Here is a 20,094-nt window from a genome sequence, read left to right as displayed (position 1 = left end):
GCGATAACGACAGTCTTGGCGCAAATTTGCTACTGCGCCAGGGATTTCGTCTGAAATCTCAACGGGCAATTAAACTGGGACATTCGCCGCTGCGCCGCTCGTTCTTCAGGCAACCAGTTGTTCTGCGCGAACGGCCGGTTTCAATATTCCTGTTCGTAGAAAACACCGCCTTTGGCTTCGCCGGCGTCGGTTGCCTCGCCACGCAGCTTGACGCCGCGCCCAACGTCGAGATCGACGGTTGCCTTGCCCGAGCCCGGCCTGTCGCCCTTCTGGATCGTCACATAGGTGCGGTCGTTGAGATACTTGCCCGCCGAGACGGCGGTGCCGCCCTGTTCATCGGTGATTACGTCGAGATCGTCGACGCCGATTGCGCTGCGCAGGTTCTGCAGCAGGGAGGTCGAGCCGCCGACGCCGGCCAGTTGTCCGGCAGCCTCGGCAAGCTGCGCGATCTGCAGCGGCGACAGGTTCGACATCGAACGGCCGAAGATCAGCTGCGCCAGCACCTCGTCCTCCGGCAGCACCGGTACCGAGGAGAAGGTGAATTTCGGGTTGTTCGCCTCGCCCGACACCACGATGGTCACGGTGGCGCTGGTCGTCTTCGATTGCGCCGTGAGATTGAGGTAGGGCACCAGAGAGCCGGAAAAACCGACGGTGCCCTCGGTGAAGGTCAGCCGCTTTGCAAGGATCGTCAGCCGCCCGCGCCGCAAGGTGAAGGTGCCGACCGCCTGGGGTGACGACGCCGGACCTGTCAGCCGCAGCGAACCGCCGAGCTCGGCGTCGACGCCCCTGCCCTGGATGAAGATCTGGCTCGGCGCATTGACCGTGACGTCGAGGTTGAGGCCGCTGCCTCCACCGCCGCTGCTTGCTGCGGCCGGGCGCAACGCCTTGTCCTGTGCACGCACGGCTGGCGGCGCATTCTTGTGCTTGACGTTGAGCTCGGCCAGCGAGCCGGGTAGCCTTTCGGGTACGGTGATGACGGTCTTGGCCAGGTTGACGGTACCGGAAATCACCGGCGCGGAGGTGAGCGGTCCCTTGATGGTCAGGTCGCCGCCGAGATTGGCGGTGACCACCTTGCCGTCGGTATAGCGGCCATCGACGAGCTTGACCGACAGGTCGGCCGGAAAACCTTTTGCCGGATCGATGCCGACGGTGCCGCTGGCCGAAAGGCTGCCGCGTGTCGACAGCGTGCCGGTCAGGCGGTTGATCCTGGCCACGCCATTGCCGATAGCGACATCGGCAGTGATGTCGTTGATCGCAAGCCCCGATCGCGCATCGACCAGACGGGCGCCCGACGTGCGGACCGTGCCTGAGATCACCGGCGACGTCGCCGGGCCGCGCACCTGCACATCGACGTCGGCCGTGCCGCTCAAGGACAGGCCTTGCGCAGCGAGTGTCCTGGTGAGGAAGGCGAACGGCACCTTGCCGGAAAAGTTGAGATCAAGGGTGGGCCCGCCTGATGTCGTCATCGTGCCGCCGCCCTTGAGGCCGAGACCGGCGGCATCGCTCATGTTGGCGTCGAAGGTCAGCCTGTTGCCCGAATACGTACCTGAGGATGAGACGCCCATGCCGCCGAAACCTGCACCGCGGGTCTGCGACGTCTGAACGCCTGCGGCGTCGATCTTGAAGGCAACGGCCGGATTGGCCGGCGCCCCCGTCACCTTCACCGTGCCCGAGATGGAACCGGCGGCATCAAGGCCCGGCGAAAAACTGTTGGCTATCGAGATCGGGACGCGGGCCAGCGTCGCGTTGAGGTCGAACGCCTGCCCAGCCTTGCCCGTGACCGTCGCCGTGCCGCCGCCGAGGTTGAGCACCAGCCTGTCGAGGCTGGTCACTCCATTGGCGATGTTGATGGTCGAGGCCTGGGCAATGGCCGCCTTGATGCCGCGGATGGTCGCCTCGCCGGAGGCAAGTTCGACCGTCGTCGTGCCCTTGACCGCCTTGACCCGGCCGGCCGCCCTCAGCGGAATATCCTTGATGGTGGCGCCACCGGAAAAGCCGGTCCATTCGCCGTCGCGCTTGAGATCGACGTTGACGCCCCGAATAGCCGTGCCGCCGGAAGTTACGCTGTCGGCACGGATTTTGCCCGAGATCACCGGTGCCGCCAGATAGTTGGCGATCAGCGCATCGATGCTCACGGCCTTGGCCGAGACATCGCCGCGCGAGATCGAGGCCGTCGTCGCCTTGACGGCGACTTGCGGCACGGTGCCCGCCTTGGAGAAGGCGATCGTGCCGCGCACATCACCATCGGCCTTTTCCAGTGCCAGGGCCGCAAGCGGACCGATATCGGGCAGGTCGAGCGCCACGGTGCCGGCCGGCAGGAAGGCATCGTCGAGCGCCAGGTCGCCGGAGATACGGTTCTTGCCGAGCGACAGCAAAAGCCCGTTGATGGCGCGCTTGCCGTCCGATGTCGCCAGCACGGCGCTGCCCTGCAGCGACTGGCCCGCGACATTTCCGGTGAGTTGCACATTCGCAGCCGGGTTGGCCGCATCAGCCTTGCCGGTGGCGGTGAGCTTCAATCCGGTGATCTCACGCGCGGCCACCGAAAGCTTGTCGCTGTTGACAGTCAGCGACAGATCCGGCGCAGTGCTGGCGCCTTGCGCATTCAGCGCGAAAGAAATAGCGCCTCTGGCATCCTTGGACAGCAGCGAGACGTCGCCTAGTGCGCCTTTGACGTCGGCGCTGAGCTTGTTGTCGGCAAGGCTCGCCTGGCCGTCTGCCGTCAGCGAACCGGACGACAGCCTGACGGTATTGGCGGTGACATTGCCATTGGCGTCCCGCTTCAGCGCGGCACTGAATTGCGTTCGCTCGGCGAGCACGCCACGTACCGCCCCCGGCAGTGCCGCCGAGGCGGCGTCCGCCTTGACATTGAGGTCGATGGCGCCGTCGGCCAGCGAGACCCGCCCGTTGAAGCCGCTGTTCAACGCGTCGCTGGTCACCGTGCCGCTATCGATGACGATGGCATCGGCGGCAAGGCTGCCGGCGAGTTTGGCGGTGACCTTGCCGGCGATCAGCGGCGCGATAGTCGGATTGTCGAGGCCGATTTTTTCGGCAATCACGGTGCCGGAGATCGGCCCGCTCCGGGCTTTCACGTCAAAGCGATCGGAGTGCAGCGCAAGCGTGATGCCCTCGATCATAGCTAGATTGGTGGCGGCCGATGGCAGCGTCGCGGAAATGTCGAGCTTCGGCTGGGCGCCCTGCCCGGCCGCCGTTAGCGATATCGCCTGCAGCTCGAGCTTGATCGGGCTCTCCTTGCTGCCAAGCGACAACGGCAGGCTCGGACCGGTAGAGGCCAGGTCGAGCGAAAAATCGCTGGCACCGTTCGGATTGAGGGTGCCGGCTGCCTTGCCGGAGATTTTCTCGCCGGCAAGCGTCGCCTGCTCGATGGCCAGGCCGCTGGCCGACGAGAAACGGCCTGCCGCATCGAGATCCAGCGGCCCCAGCCCAGCCTGCCGGGTCTGGCTGGTTTCGGCGCCGCTGAGCCGGGCGGTGAAGCGAATATCTGGGGCAGCCGACGATCCGGTGACCTGCGCGGTGCCGCTGAGCGCGCCCACGGCATCGAGACCCGGTGAAAAATCATTGGCAAGCGCTGCCGGCACCGCCGACAAGGTGGCAGTGAGATCGAGCGTCTGGCCAGCCGTACCCGACACGGCAACCGAACCACCACCGACACCGAGCGCCAATTTCTCTATGCCCACCCTGCCATTGGCGATTGTCAGCGCTGATGGCTGCGCGACAGCTGCCTTGATGCCGCGGATGGCCGCCTCGCCCGAGGCAAGCTCGATGCTGGTGGTGCCGTTCGCAACCCTGACCCGCCCGGACGCGCTGGCCGGAATGCCGGCGACCGTGGCGCCGCCGCTAAAGCCGGTCCAGTCGCCATCGCGCTTCAGGTCGACATCGATGCCGCTGATCACCGTGGTTCCGGAGGTGATCGTGTCGGCCTTGATCTTGCCGGCGATTGCCGGTGCTTTGAGATAATTGGCGACCAGCGCGTTGACGGCGATTGTCTTCGCCGCCAGTTCGCCGCGCGAAATCACGGCGCTCGTCGCATCGATCGCGACCGTCGGCGCTCCGTTGTCGTTCGCAAAGCGGATGGTGCCGCGCACGTCGCCGGCGACCGACTGGCCTGCGAGTGCGGCCAGCGGAGCAATATCGGCGGCATCGAGGGTCAACGTGCCGAGCGGCAGCAGGTTGTCGTCGAGCCCGAGGTCGCCGGAGACCTTGTTGTCGGCTAACGAGACGGCAAGTCCATTGATGGAGCGCTTGCCGTCGGTTGTGACCAGCGATGCCTTGAGGTCGAGCGGCTGGTCGTCGACCGAGCCGGTCAGCGAGACATCGGCGGCGGGACTGGCGATATCGGCCTTGCCGCTCGCGCTCAGCTTGATCTGCTTCACCGCATGGCCGGACGCCGTCAGGCTGTCGCTGTTGGCCGAAACCGAGAAATCCGGTGCGCTGCGCGCGCCGCTTGCGGTAAGCCCGAAACCGACGGCGCCGCCGACCTTGGCGCCGACCAGCGGCGACAGCACCGACACGTCGCCCAGCGTACCCTTGATATCGGCCCGGATATCGGTGCCTTGCGCACTGGCGGTGCCGCTGGCGCTAAGCGTGCCCGAGGTGAGTTGCAATGCGTTGGCGGCGAACGCACCGTCCGGGTCGCGTGTCGCGGTTGCGGAAAACTGCACGCGCTCGCCGAGAACCGAGCTGATTTGCGGCGGCAGCGCCGTCGAAGCCGCGTCGGCATTCATCTTGAGCGTCATCGACAGATCGGCAAGCGCCACTGTGGCTGTTACGGACGCATTGAGCGCGTCGCTGCGTAGCGTGCCGTCGTCGACGACAATCTGTTCCTTGCTGACGGAGCCGTCGAAACCGGCGCTGACCCTGCCCGTTACCAGCGGCGCCAAAGTCGCGACGTCGGTGTTCAGGCCGGCCGCCGTCAGCTTGATGGTGACCGGCCCGCTACGGTTCTGGATGTCGAAACCATCGGAATGCACTTGCCCGATCAGGTCGTCCACCCGCGTGCCGCCCGCCACCACCGAGATCAGCGACGCGCCAATATCCACCATCGGCGCCTTGCCATCGCCGAAAGCGCGGGCCGTGGCATCCTTGATTGCCACGGTTATCGGTTGCGCCTCGCTGCCGAGGCTGAGCACGATCGGCGGCCCCTTTGCGGCGAGCTTCACCGAAAGGTCGCTGGCGCCGTTCGGATCGACAATGCCGGCGGCGGTCGCGTGCAAGGCGCCGCTGTCGATATTGGCGCGCTCGACATCGACGCCGCCGGCCGCGGTCGCCGTGCCGGCGAGGTCGAAGGTGGTCTTGCCGGCAAACAGCGGTTTCAGGGTTTCGGGCAGGAAGCGCTCGAATTCGCCATCGCCATTGGCCTCGACATAATGACCCTTGTCGGTGAGCTGATGGCGACCGGTAAGCTGGGTGACGATCCGGCCGTCGACAACGAAGGTCCCGATGCCATTCCAGTTGGCGAGCGGTCCGGTGCCGGAAACGACAATGTTGACCGGCGGCGCGCCCGGCAGGTTGAGCAGGTTGGCGATGATGCCGCCGGCCGGCTCGGATGCCTTAAGGTCGAGGTCGAGCTTGTTGTCGGCCGGCGCGAAATGGGCTTTGGCGTCGACCGTGCCTTGCTTACCGTCGTGGCGAACGATGTTGAGGTTGGTCTCGATCGCCAATGGTGAGGCGTCCGCCTTGAGCGCTCCCTTGGCTGCAAGTTCGGCGACACCGCTGCCGGCCAGAGCCTGCCCGAGCGCGATTTCGGGAAGGTCGAGTTGCCTGACGTCGATGGAAACCGGCAGCGTCGTCGCTCCGCTTTGGCTCGACTGTGTATTGGCCACCGGCAGCCTTGCCAACTCGATACGCTCGGCCCCAATGCGATCGGCGCTGAAGCTCTTCGACAGGAGTGCCAGCGGCGACCAGTCGATGGCCACGTTGCGCGCCACCATCCAGGCGCCTTCGCGATCCTCCAGAACGACATGATCGACCCTCAGCGCGCCCGACCAGATACCGTCGATGCCGACGACAGTGACCTTGCGATCACCGGTCGAGGCCATGGTCGAGATGATGCCGGCAAGGTTTTCGCGGCCGCGCTCGGTTTTGGTCAGCACGACGAGCGCCCCCACCGCCGCTGCCACGACGATGAGCAGCGTGTAGAAAAGGATACGGAGGATGCGCCTGAATATTGCCATCAGAATGCCTGGCCGATGCCGGCATAAATGCCGAAATGAGGATCGTCGGGGCCGCGGTTGAGCGGCACCGCCGCGTCGACGCGCAGCGGCCCGAACGCCGTCAGATAGCGCAAGCCTACACCCGCGCCGACCTTCATGTCCGAAAAATCGGGGACCTGCCTGGTCGACACCGTGCCGGCATCGACGAACGGCACGACGCCGATCTTGTCGGTGACGGCGATGCGCATCTCGACCGAGGTCTCGAAGAAGGAAAGCCCGCCGATCGGCTCTCCATTGCTGTCCTTCGGGCCGATGCCTTGATAGGCATAGCCGCGCACCGAACCGCCGCCGCCTGAGTAGAAGCGTCGATCTGCCGGAACATCTTGAAGACTGGCGCCGATGATAGAGCCGATGGCGACACGTTCGGCGAAAACGAATTTCGAGGTCGAATCGAGTGACTGGTAGGCCGACCCCTCGCCCTTCAGCTTGACAAACGCAGCCCCGCTCAAAATGTCGTAGCTCGGCTCGCCATAGGCCAGCACCCTGAAGCCCCGGGTCGGATTGAGCTTGCTGTCGCGATTGTCGTAGACATATTGCAGTGGAATGCTGGCGATCAGATAGGTGTGCTTGCCGAAAGCGTCGTGGATCCTCGAATAATCCAGCGCGACTTGCGCGGAAACCGTCTGCTTCTTGTCGAGTTCGTAGGATAGGCCGGTGCTGCCCTTGACCGAGAAATGGTCGTAGGCGTCGGGGTGCTCCAGCACAGTATTGACGCTGGCAATGAATTTCGACGCCGGCCCGACCACGCCCGGCTTTTCGAACATGACGCCGGCATTGTAATTGAGCTGGGTCAAGTCGTTGCTGCCGATGCCGCTGATCTTGCCGTCGATGCGCAGCTTTTCGGCGCGGCCAAACAGATTGCGATGCCCCCAATAGCCTTCGAGGCCCAGCCCTTCGGTGTTTGAGAAGCTGCCGCCAATGCCGAAATAGCGCGGCTTGCGTTCGCTTACCTGGACACCGATCGGGATGTTGCCCTCGGCGTCGAGGGCGTCGGCTTCCTTCACCGTCACGCTGTTGAAGACCTCGAGCCCGAGCAGCCGGTCGCGCGCATCGTCGATCTCATCGGGCGAATATTGGCGCCCGCGCTTAAGGCCGGTCATATATTCGGTGAAGTCGCGGTCGACCTTTTCCGTGCCCTCGACAGTGGTGTCGCCATAGCCGGCGACCGGGCCGGCCGCGACGGCAAGCGTCACGTCGAGCGTCGAACCGGCGTGCTCGGCGACGATCTCGCGGCCCGTCACCTTGGCCAGCGGCCTGCCTTCTTGCTTGAGTGCCCGCACGATCGCCGCCTCGGCCTTGAGCACGGCGCCCGAACTGGCGTCACCGCCGGCGATCAGGCCGAAATCGGCACTTGCCAGCCCCGCCGCATCGCCTTCCAGTCTGATGTTGCCAAGCGTGAATTTCGGCCCGGCTGCTATGCTTATCACCACCGGTATCGGCTGCGGACCCGAAAATTCGGCATCGGGCGGCAGATCGTCGAGCGGTTTGCCTTGGATCGTGATAGTGACCACACCCTCGTAGCGCGCGTCAGCGTAGAGTGCGGCAACAAGTTGCTCACGGTCACTGCGCGCCTTGGCCAGCAGGCCGAGAGAACCGGATACCGGGTGTTCCTCGTCGGCCTTCAGCGCCGAGGCGTTTTCGAGCTTCTCGGCGAGATCCTTGTCGGCGTCCGGCGCCTCGATCGTCACCGCATAGCGCAGCGGGTCGACGATATCGGCATCTTCGTCTTTGGATCCCCACAGCTTGATGCCGAAAATCTCGAAGGCTGCCGCACTTCCGGTTTCGGCAACAAGTGCAGTAGAGCACAACAATGCGAAAAGCAGGGCGCGCGAAAGCGCGCGCCGTGGCGCGGTTCCTCCCGACATCTGCCTTTCATACGCCGGCATTTCGCTCCTAGCCTAGCTCACAAACCTAAAATTGGAATGAAGTTCTGAAGCACTCGTAAAGGGGCCACAATCCAATTGCTGAAATAGACAGGGCTTGGAACTCACACCTTCTGCGTCGCCGCAAGAAAGCGTGATCCCCTGTCCTATGGAGCTACTACCGGTCACCGGCCGGAAAGCAAACCGTTGGCAGGCGGATCCTGCCGCGTCCCGATGTTGACAAGCGCGACTGAAGCTTGAAGATTTCTGGACGTAAGCACTTGTCTGGAGGGGTTTATGGCAATGCGCGCGGCTCGTGGTCTATCAATTCTTTTCCTTCTCTTTTTTGCCTGGAGCGGTGTCGCGCAAGCGGCCGAAGCCCGGCGGGTGGTGACATCGGACAATTCCGACTATTTCGGTTTCGATCTCAGATCCGACCAGAATGTCAGCCTCGACCAGTGCAAGACCACCTGCCTCGGCGACCCGGCCTGCCGCGCCTTCACCTACAACCTCAAGGCCAAATGGTGCTTCCTTAAATCCGATTACAATTCGTTGAAACCCTTCGGCGGCGCCGTCGCCGGCAAGATCGTCAACATCGATGGCGATCCCGACATCGGCGCGCCACCCGAACTCGCCTTCTTCCCCAACTGGATGGCCGACCAGGCCCAGCAATACCGCAACAAGCTCACCGGCCCGACCTACACCAAGCCGACCGAGGGGCTGACGGCGCTGAGGGCCGCCGCCGAACAGTCGGCGCTGACGGGCGACCATCGCTCGGCCATGCACAAATACGAAGCGGCGGTTTCGGTGTTGCCTGATGATGGCCAGCTCTGGCTCGAGCTGGCGCGCGAAACGCTTGCCGTCCATCCGACCGCCAACAGCTCGGAGCCGTCGACCCTACCGGCGAACGCCACTTCCGCCGCCTTCAACGCCTACAAATTGCTGCGCACCACCAAGACGCGCGCCGACGTGCTGGCGCTGCTCGGGGACGGCCTTGATCGCCGCGATCTCTACAGGCCGGCCCTGCAGGCCTACGAGGCGAGCCTCGCTCTCGTCAATTCGCCGGCAGTCAGGGCCGCCTATCAGGATCTCAAGGCCCGCAAGGGCTTCCGCGTCATCGATCATACCGTCGATGCCGACACCAGCGCGCCACGCATCTGCGCGCAGTTCTCCGAGGAACTGGTCAAGACCGGCGTCGACTACTCGCAGTTCGTTACTGTCGACAACGCCGCTCCCAAGGGCGTCGAAGCCAAGGACAAGCAGATCTGCGTCGAAGGACTCGAGCACGGCCAACATTATGACGTGACCTTCCGCGCCGGCTTGCCGGCCGCCATTGGCGAGGTCACCGCGGCACCGGTGGTCCTGTCGATCTACGTGCAGGACCGCGCGCCTTCGGCCCGCTTCACCGGCGACAGCTTCGTGCTGCCCGCCGGCGCACGCCGCGGCATACCGGTCGTCACCGTCAACATGAATGCCGCCGAAATGAAGCTCTTCCGCATCGGCGACCGCTCGCTGGCCCAGCTTCTTTCGGGATATCAGTTCCTGCGCCAGCTTGACGGCTACGACATTTCGAACATCTCCGAACAGATGGGCGAGCCGGTCTGGCAAGGCCAGCTCGACATCGCCAACGACCTCAACAAGGAAGTCACCACCTCCTTCCCAATCGACGAGGCTTTGCCGAAGCGCAAGCCCGGCGTCTATGTGCTGACCGCACAAACCGTCAACGATCGCAGCGACGACTATGATTCGCACGCCACGCAATGGTTCGTCGTCTCCGATATCGGCCTGTCGACCTATACCGGACAGGATGGGCTGAACGTCTTTGCCCGTTCGCTCGCAACCGCCAAGCCGATCGCCGGCGCCGAGCTGACGCTGCTGGCCAGGAACAATGAAATCCTCGGCACCGCGACCACCGACGCGGAAGGGCGGGCGGTGTTCAATCCCGGCCTGACGCGCGGCGACAGCGGCATGGCCCCGGCCGTGCTGATGGCCAAACAGGGCGACGACGATTTCGTCTTCCTCGATATGGGCCGTGCCGGCTTCGACCTGTCCGACCGTGGCGTCGCCGGACGGCCGGCACCTGGCGCGCTCGACGTCTATGCCTGGACCGAGCGCGGCATCTACCGAGCCGGCGAGGACGTCCATGTCGCAGCCCTTGCCCGCGACAGTGCCGCCAAGGCGGTCGAGAACCTGCCGCTGACCTTCATCTTCTCGCGGCCCGACGGCGTCGAGGACCGCCGCATCGTCAGCGACGGCGCATCGGCCGGCGGTCACGCGGTCGACCTGCCGCTGGAACCCAACGCCATGCGCGGCACCTGGACGGTGGCGATCCATACCGATCCCAAGCAGGCGGCGGTCGCCAGCCAGATGTTCCTGGTCGAGGACTTCGTACCGGACCGCATCGAGTTCGACCTGTCCTCCGACAAGCAGGAGATCGCGCAGGGCGAGACCGCCAACATTACCGTCGACGGCCGCTTTCTCTACGGCGCGCCGGCCGCGGGCCTCGCGCTCGAAGGCGAATTGACGCTGTCGACCGGCCGCGACTGGGATCGCTTCAAAGGCTATTCCTTCGGTCTGGCCGACGAACAGTCGGCGGAACCGACGGTGACGCCCTTCACCGGCCTGCCGGTGGTCGGCGAAGTCGGCAAGGCGACCTTCCCGGTCTCCGTCGATCAATTGCCATCCACCACCAAGCTGGTCGATGCCAAGGTCACTGTCAGGATGCGTGAAACCGGCGGCCGTGCCGTCGAGCGCTCGCTGAATATCGGCATCCGCCCGCAGGGCCACATGATCGGCATCCGCCCGGATTTCGACGACGACGAGGTGCCGCAAGGCGGCACGGCCAAGTTCAGCCTGATCGCTGTCGACCCAGACGGCAAGCGTGAGGCGCTGAAGGGCGCGCAGTGGTCGCTGGTCAAGGTCGAGCGTAGCTACCAGTGGTACCGCTCGAGCAACTCCTGGAACTATGAGCCGGTCACCTTCACCAAGGCGGTGGCCAACGGCCAGGTCCACCTGAGCGCCGATGGCGAGGCGACGGTGTCGCTGCCGGTCGACTGGGGCCGCTACCGGCTTGAGATCGAGACAGCGGATCCGGAAGGCCCGGCCACCAGCTACGAGTTCGACGCCGGCTGGTATGTCAGTTCCACCACCACCGAAACGCCCGACGGCCTCGAGATCGCCCTCGACAAGGATACCTATGCGGCGGGTGAAGTGGCCAAGCTCAAAGTGTCGCCGCACTTTGCCGGCGAGCTGCTCGTCACCATCGGCGCCGACAAGCTCCTGAAGACCGTCACCGCCAGCGTGCCGGCCGGCGGCAGCACCGTCGACATCCCGGTCGGCGACGACTGGGGTGCCGGCGCCTACGTCACGGCAACGCTGTTCAGGCCGGGCGATGCGCAAGAGACACGCATGCCGGCGCGCGCCATCGGCGTCAAATGGCTGAAGCTCGATCCCGGCTCGCGGAAGCTTGCCGTCAGCTTGGCGCCGCCGGACAAGACCATGCCGCGCCAGCAGCTGTCGATCCCGGTCGCCGTAGCCGGCGTGCAGCCCGGCACCAACGCCTATGTCATGGTCGCCGCCGTCGACGTCGGCATCCTCAACCTGACCAACTACAAGGTACCGGATCCGGAGAACTGGTTCTTTGGCCAGCGCATGCTCGGTCTCGAGGTTCGCGACATCTATGGCCGGCTGATCGACGGCTCGCTGGGCACAACCGGTAAGCTGCGCACCGGCGGCGACGGCGCCAACATGCAATCGCAAGGCAGTCCGCCGACCGAAAAGCTGGTCGCCTTCTTCTCCGGCCCGGTCCAGCTCGACTCCGACGGCAAGGCGCGGATCGACTTCGACATACCGCAGTTCAACGGCACCGTGCGCGTCATGGCCGTCGCCTGGACAAAGGAAGCAGTCGGCCATGCCCAGTCCGACGTCATCGTTCGCGATCCGGTGGTGATCACCGCCGGCCTGCCGCGATTCCTGGCTCCCGGCGATTCCGCCGTCATGCGGCTCGACGTCGCCGACACCGACGGCCCCGCTGGCGACTACAAGCTGACCATCGACACGACGGGCGACCTGTCTACCGGCAGTGCCGCCTTGCCTGAAAAGCTGACGCTGGCCAAAGGCAAGCGGCAGACGCTGACCGTGCCATTGATTGCGCAGACCGCGGGCAACGCCTCGATCACCATCAAGCTTGCGCATGCCGACGGCACCGCCGTCGAGCAGACGCTCTATGTGCCGGTGCGCCCGGCGCAACTGCCGGTGACCACCCGCATGGTCGTCGACCTCAAGGGCAATGGCGGCGCGCTGCGCGTCGACAAGGAACTGCTGGCGGCAAGCTTGCTCGATGGCGCTTCGGTCAGCGTCGGCGTTTCGCAGGCGGCTGCCTTCGACGTACCGTCGCTGCTGATGACGCTCGACCGCTATCCCTATGGTTGCGCCGAACAGACCACCAGCCGCGCCATGCCGCTTCTCTACGTCAACGAGATGGCTTCCGGCATCGGCATGGCCAGCGACCCCGATCTGCATGGCCGCGTCCAGGACGCCATCTACAAGGTGCTGAGCTATCAGGCCTCGGCCGGCAGCTTCGGCCTGTGGGGTCCGGGTTCCGGCGATCTGTGGCTCGATGCCTATGTCACCGATTTCCTCACCCGGGCGCGCGAGCAGAAATACGACGTACCGGCCCTGGCGATGAACCAGGCGCTGAGCAATCTGCAGAACGCGATCGGCTACGATCAGGACGTCCAGGATCGCGGCAGCGAGATCGCCTATGCGCTCTATGTGCTTGCCCGCAACAAAAAGGCCTCGGTCGGCGATCTGCGTTATTATGCCGACACCCAGCTCGAAGCCTTTACCAGCCCGATGGCCGTCGCCCAATTGGCGGCGTCTCTCGCCCTCTACGGTGACACCCAGCGCTCGGAGGCAACCTTCCAGGCCGCGCTGCAACTGGCCAAGTCGACGCCCGAATATGACTATTACCGGTCCGACTATGGCTCGCCACTGCGCGACGGCGCGGCGATCCTGGCGCTTGCCGCGGAAAGCAAGCCGGTGCCGACCATCGTGCCGGCGCTGATCCAACTAGTAACCAGGGAACGCGCCGACGCCAGGTGGACCAGCACACAGGACGAGTCCTGGATGCTGCTGGCGGCCCGCGCGCTGAAGGCCGGCAATGATTCGATCGCGCTGACCGTCAACGGCGCACCGCATGCCGGCGGCTATTCGGACCAGATCGCCGGTGGCGACCTGGCCGACAGTCCGCTCACCATCGTCAACACCGGCAGAAATCCGCTGCAGGCGGTCGTCACCACCGTGGCCTCGCCGATCCAGCCTCTGCCGGCCGGCGGCAACGGCTTTACCATCAGCCGTACCTACTACAAGCTAGACGGCACAGAGGCCAACGTGACGGAGGTCAAGCAGAACGAACGCTATGTCGTCGTGCTCAAGGTTTACGAGCAGAACACCTGGCCTTCGCGACTGCTGATCACCGACCTGTTGCCGGCCGGCTTCGAGATCGACAATCCGGGCCTGGTCTCCAGCGCCCAATTGACGAACTTCTCCTGGCTGGCGCAGACCGATGCCGCCCATCTCGAATTCCGCGACGACCGTTTCGTCGCGGCGTTCAATCCCAACGACGGCGACGGCGACCGCAACATCACACTCGCCTACGTCGTGCGCGCGGTGACGCCGGGCACCTACGCCCACCCGGCGGCAACGATCAAGGACATGTACCGGCCGCAATATTCGGCCCGCACCGCCACCGGCATGATGGAGATCAAGGCGCCGTAAGGCAAAAAATGGCGGATAGGAATATGGCGATGGCGCTGCCCCTCATTGCCCTGCCGGGCATTTCTCCCCGTATAGAGACGGGGAGAAAGAGCCATGCGCCGAAGTTTTCGCCGAACTTTAACGTCGCAGAAAAGGCGCCAAGGGTCGCGACAGCCCCCTTCTCCCCGTCACTAAACGGGGAGAAGATGCCGGCAGGCGGATGAGGGGCGGCGCCATGCTCTCCAGAAAATTCCTGCGCCGAGCGGCCATCACGGGCATTTCCTTGGCCGGTCTCGCTGCAATCACCGCCGCCGCCCTCTGGCAGCTCGACCGCGCTTTTCCGCCGCCGCTGCCGGCTGCTTTGGCGGTCTCGACCGAGGTGCAGGACCGAGACGGCCAGCTGCTGCGCGCCTTCGCTACGCCGGATGGCTACTGGCGGCTCGCTACCAGCCTGGACCAGGTCGACAAGCAGTTCGTCGACATGCTGGTCACCTATGAGGACAAGCGTTTCTGGGATCATCAAGGCGTCGACGTGCTGGCACTGGCGCGTGCCGCCGGCCAGTTCGCGACCAGCGGCCATATCGTCTCCGGTGGTTCGACGCTGCCGATGCAACTCGCCCGGCTGATCGAACCGCGCGACAGCCGCAGCCTCGGCTCGAAGATCAAGCAGATGCTGCGCGCCCTCCAGATCGAACGGCGGCTTTCCAAGCGCGAGATCCTCGAACGCTATCTGACGCTGGCGCCCTATGGCGGCAATCTCGAAGGTGTGCGCGCCGCTTCGCTTGCCTATTTCGGCAAGGAGCCGAAACGGCTGACGGTCTCGGAGGCGGCCCTGCTCGTCGCTTTGCCGCAATTGCCGGAAAAGCGGCGCCCTGACCGCAACCTCGACGTCGCCCATGCCGCCCGCGACCGCGTGCTGACCCGCATGGTCTCGGCAGGCCTGCTCGGCGAACGTGAGGCCGCGCGTGCCGCGCTCGACGATGTGTCGGGGCTGCGGCGGACCTTGCCGGCGCTCGCTGCCCATGCGGCCTATACGATGCTGTCCCAGACCATTCCCGGCCAGAAGCTGCAACTGACGATCCGCAAGAGTGTCCAGGAAGGGCTGGAGCAGGTGGCCAAGGATGCGGCCGCCAGGCTCGGCCCTCGCCTCTCGGTGGCCATGGTGCTGGCCGATGCCCGCACCGGCGATATTCTTGGCGAGGTCGGCTCGGCCGATTTCTTCGATGCCAGCCGTTCGGGCTGGATCGACATGACCAAGGTCGTTCGTTCGCCTGGCTCGACGCTGAAGCCGTTCATCTACGGCCTCGCCTTCGAACAAGGCCTGGTGGCGCAGGAGATGCTGATCGAGGACAGCCCAGCGGATTTCTCCGGGTATCGGCCGAAGAACTTCGACATGGGCTATCAGGGCGATGTCAGCATCAGGCAGGCGCTGCAATTGTCGCTCAACGTGCCGGCGATCCGCGTGCTCGACGCGGTCGGCCCGGCCCGGCTGATGGCACGCTTTCGCCAGGCCGATGTGACCCCTATCCTGCCCGTCAACGAAGCGCCCGGCCTGGCGATCGGCCTCGGCGGCGTCGGGGTGACCCTGCGCGACCTGGTCCAACTCTATGCCGGCCTTGCCAATGGCGGCAAGGCACACACGCTGCATGACGGCACCGAGCCGGCGAATGCCGAACGCTCGACCACCACCATCCTCGACGGGCAGGCGACCTGGCAGATCACCGACATCCTGTCAGGCGTCAAGCCTCCCCAGGGTGCCGCCCAACGCGGCATCGCCTACAAGACCGGCACCTCCTACGGCTATCGCGACGCCTGGTCGGTCGGCTTCGACGGCCGCTACGTGCTCGGCGTCTGGGTCGGCCGCCCCGACGCCGGCGCGGTGCCCGGCCTGTCCGGCTATGTCTCGGCTGCGCCCATCCTGTTCGAAGGTTTTGCCCGTTCCAGCCTGGCCGCCGTACCGCTGCCGAGCCAGCCGTCCGGCGTCCGGCGTCCGAAGCGCGAGGAGCTGCCGGTGACGCTGACGCGCTTCGGCGCCGGCGCCGATGGGCTGGTACAGGCGACGCCGAGCGAACCTGCACCAACCATCATCTTTCCGCCCGACGGCGCTCGCGTCGATCTCGGCACTTCCTCGGCCGACGCCTCGCCGCTGGTGCTCAAGCTGCAAGGCGGCCGCGCACCATTCCGCTGGCTGGCCAACGGCAAGCCGCTGGTCGGCATCGACCGGCGGCGCACCGCGACCTGGCAGCCGGACGGCGCCGGCTATTCGACCCTAACCGTGATCGACGCGGCGGGACGCGCGGCCAGTGTGAAGGTTTTCGTCGAGTGAAAGTTTCCCTTGAATAATTTCTGGCAGGTGATTCAGGGGATTGGATTTTACGTCTTGCTTTCGGCCGCCGGTATTTCCTCGGCGTCTGCTGACGCGCTGCCCGCCAGCTTTGTTCGGCTAGCCGACATCGATCCCAATATCCGGCAGGATATCCGCTATGCCGGCCTCGAAAATTTCCTGCATCGCAAGGTAAGCGGCTACGATGCGCCGGTATGCGTCCTCACCAGGCAAGCGGCGCAAGCGCTTTCGGCAGTGCAGAAAGCGATTGCCGCCGAACGACTGACGCTGGTCGTGTTCGACTGCTATCGCCCTGCGCGGGCTGTCTCCGACATGCGTGAATGGACAAAAACGAGCGGGCCACCGGACCCGCAATGGTACCCAAAGGTCAAGCGCAAGGATCTCATCGCCAAGGGCTATATCGGCGAACTGTCCACCCATTCGCGCGGATCGACGGTCGATGTCGCGATCGCGCGAGCCGACCGCAAGAGCGCTCCGAAACCGGCCTGCGGCGCGACCGATGCCGACACGCTCGATTTCGGCACGGGTTTCGACTGTTTCGATCCAGCGAGCGAAACGGCTCACCGACCGATAGCCCGTGAAGCGGCGGCTAACCGCAAAAGACTTGTCGAGGCGATGCGTGCCCGCGGCTTCAAGAATTACGCCCGCGAATGGTGGCACTTCACGCTGGAGAACGAGCCGTTTCCAAAAGAGCGCTTCAACTTTCCCGTTACCGCCGAATAGCCGGCCGAAACCTTCGGGCGCGACGCAGCCATTGCCGAAGAGCTAGCCGTCTCTAGATAATCGCGTCGGGAGCGCGATCATGGTCCATGCGGGAAAATAGTTTCTCGCATCGCCGAAACTAGGCGAAAAATTGCTTCAATAGGCCAAAAAAGGCAACATTGAATGCATCTAAATTCTATCAATTCGGTAGATTTGGCGCGAGTTCAACGGAGGCGGAAATGACCAAACCTCATTTCAGGAAACTGCTCGGCGCACTGGTCGCCACGTCTGTCCAGTTCGGCACGCTCGGTTTCGCGTTTGCCGACACCACCATTCTCAACGTGTCCTATGATCCGACGCGTGAGCTCTACAAGCAATTCGACGAGGCCTTCACCGCCCACTGGAAGGCCGAGACAGGCGAGACGGTCACCGTCCAGCAATCGCATGGCGGGTCGGGCGCGCAGGCGCGCGCCGTGATCGACGGGCTCGACGCCGACGTGGTGACGCTGGCGCTCGAAGGCGATATCAACGCCATTGTCTCGAAAGCGAAGAGGATCAATCCCGACTGGCGGACGAAATTCGAAAACAATTCGGCGCCCTACACCTCGACCATCATCTTTCTCGTCCGCAAGGGAAACCCCAAGGGCATCCATGACTGGGGCGATCTGGTCAAGGACGACGTCCAGGTGATCACGCCGAATCCCAAGACCTCCGGTGGTGCGCGCTGGAACTATCTCGCCGCCTGGGCCTACGCCAGCGCCAAGGATGGCGGCGACGAGGCCAAGACCAAGGAATTCGTCGGCAATCTCTATGCGCATGTCCCGGTTCTCGATACCGGTGCGCGCGGCGCAACCGTGACCTTCGCGCAAAAAGGGCTGGGCGACGTGCTGCTCGCCTGGGAAAACGAGGCCTATCTGGCGCTCGACGAGTTCGGCGCCGACAATTTCGATATCGTCTACCCGCCGACCTCGATCCTGGCCGAGCCGCCGGTCGCCGTGGTCGACGCTAATGTCGACGCCAAAGGCACGCGGAAAGTTGCCGAAGCTTATCTGAGCTATCTCTATTCCAAGGAAGGCCAGACGCTCATCGCCAAAAACCATTATCGCCCTTCGAAGCCCGAGTTGGTGCCGGCGGAGGACTTGGCCAAGCTGCCTGAGATCAAGCTGATCACCATCGACGACCCGCTTTTTGGCGGCTGGAAGAAGGCACAGCCTTATCATTTCGGCGATGGTGGTATATTCGACCAGATCTACAAGCCGGCCCAGTAGCATTTAGATCAGGACGACATGACCACAGCACCCGCCAAGGCGAGGTGGCGATTCAGGCAGCCGAGCGTCATTCCGGGTTTCGGATTGACGCTCGGCTTCTCGCTTGCCTACCTCACCCTCATCATCCTCATCCCCCTGTCCGGGCTGATCTGGCGCTCGGCGGCGCTCGGCTGGACCGACTTCTGGGCGATCGTCACCGACCGCCGCACCATCAACGCGCTTGAAATCAGCTTCGGCACCGCCTTCGTTGCCGCCGCCGTCAACGTCGTCTTCGGCACGATCGTCGCGTGGGTGCTGGTGCGCTACAGCTTTCCAGGCCGCCGCATCGCCGATGCCATGGTCGACCTGCCCTTCGCGCTGCCGACGGCGGTTGCCGGCATCGCGCTGACCACGCTTTACGCACCGAATGGCTGGATCGGAAGCCTGCTGACGCCGCTCGGCATTAAGGTCGCGTATACGCCGCTCGGCATCGTCATCGCGCTGATCTTCATCGGTCTGCCCTTCGTCGTGCGCACCGTGCAGCCGATCATGGAGGAGATCGACAAGGAGGTAGAAGAAGTGGCCGCCACGCTCGGCGCCAATCGCTTCCAGATCATCAGCCGCGTTCTACTACCCGGACTGGCGCCTGCCATCGTCACCGGTTTCGCGCTGGCCTTCGCGCGCGGCGTCGGCGAGTACGGTTCCGTCATCTTTATCGCCGGCAACCTGCCGTTCAAATCCGAGATCGCGCCGCTTCTGATCGTCATCCGGCTGGAGGAATATAATTACGCCGCGGCGACCGCGATAGCGGCGATCATGCTGGCGCTGTCCTTCGTCATGCTGCTGGTCATCAACCTGGTGCAGACCTGGAGCCGCAAGCGCTATGGCTGACCCGGAGATCAAATCCTACGCGCCGCACCATGAAAGCCAGTCGCCGGCGGTGACCGAGAGCCGCACGGCGAGAACCGTGCTGATGATAGTGACCTTTGCCTTCCTCGGCATTTTCCTGCTCCTGCCGCTGATCATCGTCTTCAAGGAAGCTTTCGCCAAAGGTATCGAGGCCTACACACAGGCGCTGAGCGAACCGGACACGCGCTCGGCGATCCGCCTGACGCTTCTGGTCGCGGCGATCTCGGTGCCGCTCAACATCGTCTTCGGTATTTCCGCCGCCTGGGCGATCGCCAAGTTCGAGTTCAAGGGCAAGGCGTTCCTGACCACACTGATCGACCTGCCGTTTTCGGTCTCCCCGGTCATTTCCGGCCTGGTCTATGTACTTCTGTTCGGCGCGCAAGGCCTGCTCGGCGCCTGGCTCAAGGCGCATGGCATCGTCATCCTGTTTGCCGTGCCGGGCATCGTGCTGGCCACCGTCTTCGTCACCTTCCCCTTCGTCGCCCGCGAATTGATCCCGCTGATGCAGGAACAGGGCAATGGCGACGAGGAGGCTGCCCTGTCGCTCGGGGCCAACGGCTGGCAGGCGTTCTGGTACGTGACATTGCCCAACGTCAAATGGGGATTGCTCTACGGCGTGTTGCTGTGCAATGCCCGTGCCATGGGCGAGTTCGGCGCGGTCTCGGTCGTGTCGGGCCACATACGCGGGCTAACCAACACCATGCCGCTGCATGTTGAAATCCTTTATAACGAGTACAATGCCGCCGCCGCCTTTGCCGTCGCTTCGCTGCTTGCCGGCCTGGCGCTCGTCACGCTGGTCTTGAAAACACTTCTCGAGATGCGCTACGGCGCCGAGATCGCCGCGACGCGCGGACACTGACAAATGCATGTCGCCCAAAAGTGTGTAGCGGTTTTTGGACAACGACATGCATAAAACAAAGATTTGATGTCGCCCAAAAGTGGGAACCGGTTTTGGGATAACGGCATGCATCAACTACAAAAGGGATTTGCATGGAAGTTCGCGTTGCCAACGTGCGCAAGGAGTTTGAGCGGTTTCCGGCCCT

At 64.3% G+C, this 20,094-nt stretch carries 8 protein-coding genes; 6 read left to right on the top strand and 2 right to left on the bottom strand.

The window, feature by feature from the left end:
- Nucleotides 1-140 precede the first annotated feature (140 nt).
- Together NKJ20_RS24075 and NKJ20_RS24070 are read right to left on the bottom strand one after the other, a co-directional pair.
- Nucleotides 141-6,191: a translocation/assembly module TamB domain-containing protein gene (locus NKJ20_RS24075; protein WP_352747501.1), complete on the bottom strand. Its 6,051-nt coding sequence runs from the start codon at nt 6,189-6,191 to the stop codon at nt 141-143.
- Entirely contained in the window at nt 6,191-8,116 is a 1,926-nt protein-coding gene (locus tag NKJ20_RS24070) for an autotransporter assembly complex protein TamA (protein ID WP_352747498.1), read from the bottom strand. The genes NKJ20_RS24075 and NKJ20_RS24070 overlap by 1 nt, the downstream gene beginning before the upstream one ends.
- Nucleotides 8,117-8,389: 273 nt before the next feature.
- Between NKJ20_RS24070 and NKJ20_RS24065 the strand changes: the two genes are divergently transcribed.
- The 6 genes from NKJ20_RS24065 (at nt 8,390) to cysW (ending at nt 19,910) form a co-directional block, all read left to right on the top strand.
- Nucleotides 8,390-13,870 (top strand): alpha-2-macroglobulin family protein, encoded by a 5,481-nt coding sequence (locus tag NKJ20_RS24065; RefSeq protein WP_352747495.1) that lies wholly within the window; start codon nt 8,390-8,392, stop codon nt 13,868-13,870.
- A 199-nt stretch (nt 13,871-14,069) separates the two neighbouring features.
- Complete coding sequence (gene pbpC, locus NKJ20_RS24060) at nt 14,070-16,175, top strand: penicillin-binding protein 1C (protein ID WP_502902828.1); 2,106 nt, start codon at nt 14,070-14,072, stop codon at nt 16,173-16,175.
- Between the two features lie 54 nt (nt 16,176-16,229).
- On the top strand, nt 16,230-16,916 hold the full coding sequence (locus NKJ20_RS24055) for a M15 family metallopeptidase (protein ID WP_352747489.1): 687 nt from the start codon (nt 16,230-16,232) through the stop codon (nt 16,914-16,916).
- Between the two features lie 218 nt (nt 16,917-17,134).
- On the top strand, nt 17,135-18,163 hold the full coding sequence (locus tag NKJ20_RS24050; protein WP_023675840.1) for a sulfate ABC transporter substrate-binding protein: 1,029 nt from the start codon (nt 17,135-17,137) through the stop codon (nt 18,161-18,163).
- A gap of 18 nt (nt 18,164-18,181) precedes the next feature.
- Nucleotides 18,182-19,033: a sulfate ABC transporter permease subunit CysT gene (cysT, locus tag NKJ20_RS24045; RefSeq protein WP_352747487.1), complete on the top strand. Its 852-nt coding sequence runs from the start codon at nt 18,182-18,184 to the stop codon at nt 19,031-19,033.
- Nucleotides 19,026-19,910 (top strand): sulfate ABC transporter permease subunit CysW, encoded by an 885-nt coding sequence (cysW, locus tag NKJ20_RS24040; protein WP_352621239.1) that lies wholly within the window; start codon nt 19,026-19,028, stop codon nt 19,908-19,910. The genes cysT and cysW overlap by 8 nt, the downstream gene beginning before the upstream one ends.
- The last annotated feature ends 184 nt before the right edge of the window (nt 19,911-20,094 follow it).

It is taken from the genome of Mesorhizobium sp. M0185 (genome assembly GCF_040322175.1).
In the GTDB taxonomy this organism is placed as follows: Bacteria; Pseudomonadota; Alphaproteobacteria; order Rhizobiales; family Rhizobiaceae; genus Mesorhizobium.
Note: the sequence above shows the minus strand (reverse complement) of the source record. Positions and strands in the feature narration are given on the sequence as shown.